The sequence below is a fragment of the Moorena sp. SIO2C4 genome (assembly GCF_010672485.1).
Classification (GTDB): Bacteria; Cyanobacteriota; Cyanobacteriia; order Cyanobacteriales; family Coleofasciculaceae; genus Moorena; species Moorena producens.
Map to the genome: position 1 here is coordinate 1 of NZ_JAAHGN010000564.1, position 4,820 is coordinate 4,820.

The window sequence follows — 4,820 nt, forward strand, 5'->3', positions numbered from 1 at the left end:
TCAGCAATCCGCCTTACTTTCCCCTTCGGTAGAATCGGTTTGACATACCGACCCCGGTCTTCTGAAAAGATAATGCTACGGTTTCCGGACTTACCTTGCCGTTGTGCCATCTGAGCAAAGTAGAGCACACTAGGGTCAAGGATAACCCCTTCTGGGTCAAAGAGAAACTCTTCCGGGATATTCGGAGCTTCCTGTTCTTGCTCCTCTGAGTCATTGTCGTCCTCTTTGTCTTCCTCTTGGTCTTGTTCTTCTTGAGATTGATCTTGTGGGGGTGGGGGAGGAGGAGGTTGTGGTGCTTCTTCTGGTGGTGTTTCTACCATAGTGGCACGGGGGACAATTACCAATTCCACCGCCCGACGCAAATCCTCGGAATTAACTGTCTGACGACCATCTAAGGCTGCTGCAGCTTTCGCCACTCGAACGGCAAACAGTTCTGCCCGATGACCTTGGACACCACCTCGGATGGCTTCATTGACGAGATAGGTAATTTGGTCATGGGTAATCTCAACATCCTTGAGCCACTCTCGCGCTAGAATAATATCCGTCTTGAGGGTATCAAGATCCTCCTGGTATTCCTCCAGAAACTGCTGGGGAGAGTTCGCGTATGCGATCGCTTGTTCTACTGCCTCCACCCGTTGCTCTAAGGCCAAAACACCGTCAGCAGAGAGGGTAATGGCAATTCTGTCCAATAAATGTTCCCGTAATGGTCCCTCGTCGGGATTGTAAGTGGCAATTAAAATTGGTTTGCAGGGATGTTGGAAACTAATGCCTTCTCGCTCAATTAGGTTGCGCCCTTCGGTTAAAACACTCAGTAGCTGGTTAGCAATTTGGTCATCAAGCAGGTTAATGTCATCCACATACAACACACCCCGATGAGCTTGGGCAAGTAATCCCGGTTGAAAGACAGGTTCCCCTTGTTTGACAGATTGTTCCACATCCACTGAACCCAGGAGTCGGTCTTCCGTAACTCCTAGAGGAATTTGAACGAAGGGAGCTGGGATAATTTCGGTTGAAAGTTCGAAGTTTGTTTGGGTTGAAGGTTCCAGGTTTGTTTGGGTTGAAGGTTCCAGGTTAGCAGGTTGAATGTTGTTTGGAGAACCGTCAACCTTCAACTGGTCAACCTGTAACTGTTCCTGTAACTGTTCCTGTAACTGTTCCTGTAACGCTTCCTCTGGAGTACAGTTACTCAAGGAACCCTTAACCACTTCAATCGGGGGGAGCAAGGTGTGGATTGCCCGTGCCATCACTGATTTAGCCGTGCCACGGCGTCCTGCGATCGCAACGCCTCCTAATCCAGGGTCAATGGCGGCGAGGAGGAGGGCGAGTTTAATAGCTTCTTGACCCACCACGGCGGTGAGGGGAAAGGTAGGGTTGGCAGGTTTTGTGGTCAGTGCGGGCATAGAGCAACTATTGTCAAACTTCCCTGAGTAAAATCTATAGTAGTCTAATAGTAGTCTTTAACGACTCCCTATGGTTTATCTAACCCCATCAGGAATTCTTGAGGGCGACTTTCCAATAGTAATCTGATTTGGAAGCAGACATTTGACATCCTCCCCCGTTAAATCGAAGATTATAACGGGGGATTCCCAAACTTCACAATTTGGGTTTACTGCTTCTTAAGCACTTATCTAGATTGTTGTCAACCCCCGACAGCCCGCCTACACAGTCATTTTTTCCCACGATCTGCCCGACCGCAGTGATACCACGTTGACAAATCACTTTTGCAGCTGCAATATCTCTGTTAATTTCGTATTGGCATTCGGGACATTTGTGTATACGTTCAGACAAATCCTTTTTGCCTGTATGTGTACCACAATTTGGACAAATTTGACTGGTAAATCTGTAGTCAACTTTGCCAAAATATACCCCTCGTTTCCAACAAACCCAAGCTAGGATATTAAAGAACTGACCAAAACCTGCATCAATGGTATGTTTACTTAACATTCCTTTTGCCCAAGTTTTAAAGTCTAAGTCCTCCACAAATATCATTCCAGCCTGGTCACATAGATGATGTGCTAGCTTGAAGCGATGCAGCGCGGTCTTGGGGGTTTCCCCCATGAGCGACTGCATCAAGACAGTGAAAATCTTTTCGAGTATCTGATATTTTTTGATGAAGTCTTGCAATTTTCTGATTAAGTTTATGTCTATTTGCCGACCCTTTTTTCTTTAGCTTCAATCTGCGTTGTAGCAACTCGCGCGTTCCCTAGCGCCGTGCGACGGCGCGGGGTCGCTCGTCAATTTCAGCTTACCGTGCAGCTCACTAAAAAATCTAGGGCGCTCTATTAATTCATTATCAGAAGTTGCTAGAAACTTATCTAACCCAACGTCAACTCCCAGTGGATGACCCCATGCTGGTGTATCAGGAATACTGACTTCACTTTGTAAAGACAGCATTGCAAAATAACCACTAGCTCGTTTGACTATCCTAACTTGCTTTATCTTAAACCCATCTGGAATTGGTCGTGATAATCTCATCTTAAGTAATCCAATCTGAGGTAGCTTAATCCACTCATTAGTGATTGGATTTGTTTTAAATTGAGGAAACAAAAACGACCGCATTCGGTATTTATTTTTAAATCTAGGAAAACCATATCCCTGTTCTTTCATATTTTTAAATGCTCGCTCTAAAGTCTTCAATACTTGTTGTAAAACTTGAGCATTTGTTCTTTTTAGTTCGGGATTGATTTTCTTGGCTTTAGTTAGATTAGCAGCTTGTAATTTATAACTAGGATATGGTTCATTTGCTGGAATTATATATTCTTTTTGTAATGAACAGTAATTAATCGCACATCGCTTACTTTCGTGCCAGTCTTTTCGCTCTCTTAAGGCATAATTCCATACCTTTCTACAGACCGCCAACATATCTTCAATGATTGCGGTCTGTTTTCTTGTCGGGACTAGCTTGTACTCGTAAGTAAGTATCAACATGAATCTATTTTACCATGAATCTATCAAAATATGATTACCTGGGTAGACAAGATATAAAAAAACTTTCAATTGTAACGCTATCGCGTTATTAATTTGTTGGTCGCGATTCATCTCACCGCTATAATCTCTGATTTAGCGGTGAGATGAATCGCAACATTTTCGATAGCCTTTGTCCTAGTGACGAAATAGGGAAAAAATCCTGTGTAGCTAATTACTATGAGAAACGCTATAAGTCTAAAAGCTACACCATTACCATCAATTCAAAATTGCTCTAGGAATCTAGGTCTAACCACAGTTATTGTAAAGACTTGTGATCCTCGGGTAATTCTAAAACCACCCGATAGGCCGTCGCATAGTATGATGATTGGATCATGGTACCCGCTGTCGCCGCAAAAAGTATCCGGAACGTGCGCCAGATTTGTTGATTTGACTTGTCGATAATATCTGCTTTTTTTTCCATCCAGCGCTCATACATACCCTTAGCCCAAAGATAATAGTTGCGACGGTCATTATAGATGGCTTGGATCTCAAATGGTGATTCTCTAACAGCATCGATAAATTCCGGCATATAAACCATCCGAAAGGTTCCCGGCCAGATATACTTAGTAATAAAACTGTGTGTGACAAATGACTCTTTGTCTGAGGCAAAGTCGAGATATACTCGTCCGCCAGGTTTAAGATAGTTCAAGAGACGCTCCATCACGGGAGGATAATCTGACAAATCTTCCATTACCCCCATCATGACTATGCCATCATATTTCTGGCTGGGTTGGAAAGAGAAAAAGTCTTGATACTTGACCTCTGCATCAAAGTTATTTTTTTCAATTAAATCTTCTACATACTGTTTTTGGTGCTTAGATAAGGTAATTCCAGTCACACGGATATTTCGGCGTGCGGCAAAACGCAGGAAACCGCCCCAGCCAGAGCCAATATCGAGTACCGAATCATTCGGTTTGAGATTAAGAGATTGAAAGGCAAAGTCTAACTTGCGTTCAGCTCCAACCTCTAGGCTATCCTCATCTTTATCATATATCCCAGGAGTATAAGTATTGTAATCGGTATCCATGGCGAACAATTGGATATTATTGGAGTCATAATGCTTTGATATCCAATCTGGATTGCATTTTTCCCGCCCAAGTAAGAAGGGCTTAAGTCGCCGACCTATCTTTAGCAAAATATGCTGATCGGATAACAGCTCCTGGAACGACATGGCCTTGATTAAGTTCCCTTCGAGATCAATATCACCCTTGATGTAAGCTTCCACTATCAGTAATTCGTCTAAAGACATGAAAGCTTTTCGACCAGCTGGATTTTTGATGTATATATCCAAGATCGGTTTCTCTTCTCCCATAGTGGTGCTTGACCCATCTTCCCAATGAAGTACAAAGCTAATTGGTAGTTTGCCACGTTTGGATAAGGAGGAGACGAAGTTGGTTACAAATTGGTTTTCAATCATGGGTAACTTAAGATGTTATTGGTTTTTATGCAATTAGCTTACCCCACTAGCTGTCAGCTATCATGCTTACAGCGGTTTGCAATTCAGTCAGGTACAAATTCTTGGGTTTTAGGGAGCAGGGACTTCGGAGCAGGGACTGAGGCCGTAGGCCACGCGGGGCGCGTTCGGAAGAGGGAAGAAAGAGAAAATCCTGTGTACTTGATAGTTATGCAAACCGCCGTAAAATAAATCTTGTTAGCGTAGTGTGCGCCTATGGGCAATGCGCAATACGCAAACGGGAGAATTTAATAGTTCGAGATTAATGAGAATGGAAAGTCTGGGTAAAAGCCCTTGGCCTTTGGCTGATAGCTGACGGCTGATAGCTGAATGCTTAGGATTAACTGACTTATGAAACCATAGTTGGTTAACCGGGATCAATTGTCAATCTAGAATATTC

3 protein-coding genes and 1 pseudogene are annotated in these 4,820 nt (G+C 43.4%); all 4 read right to left on the reverse strand.

The window, feature by feature from the left end; all coding sequences use genetic code 11:
* Positions 1–1,400 (reverse strand): magnesium chelatase ATPase subunit I (locus F6K20_RS24490; protein WP_287296355.1); only part of this gene is annotated, 1,400 nt, incomplete at its 3' end.
* 193 nt (positions 1,401–1,593) lie between these two features.
* Positions 1,594–2,928, reverse strand: a pseudogene (locus tag F6K20_RS40855) (RNA-guided endonuclease InsQ/TnpB family protein).
* A 295-nt stretch (positions 2,929–3,223) separates the two neighbouring features.
* Positions 3,224–4,384: an SAM-dependent methyltransferase gene (locus F6K20_RS24500; protein ID WP_287296357.1), complete on the reverse strand. Its 1,161-nt coding sequence runs from the start codon at positions 4,382–4,384 to the stop codon at positions 3,224–3,226.
* A gap of 234 nt (positions 4,385–4,618) precedes the next feature.
* Positions 4,619–4,801, reverse strand: coding sequence for a hypothetical protein (locus tag F6K20_RS24505; protein WP_158026642.1), 183 nt, complete (start codon positions 4,799–4,801; stop codon positions 4,619–4,621).
* Between the last annotated feature and the right edge of the window lie 19 nt (positions 4,802–4,820).

Excerpts from the sequence above, each read along its gene's own strand:
- F6K20_RS24500 (WP_287296357.1), bottom strand. The coding sequence starts at position 4,384 with ATGATTGAAAACCAATTTGTAACCAACTTCGTCTCCTCCTTATCCAAA.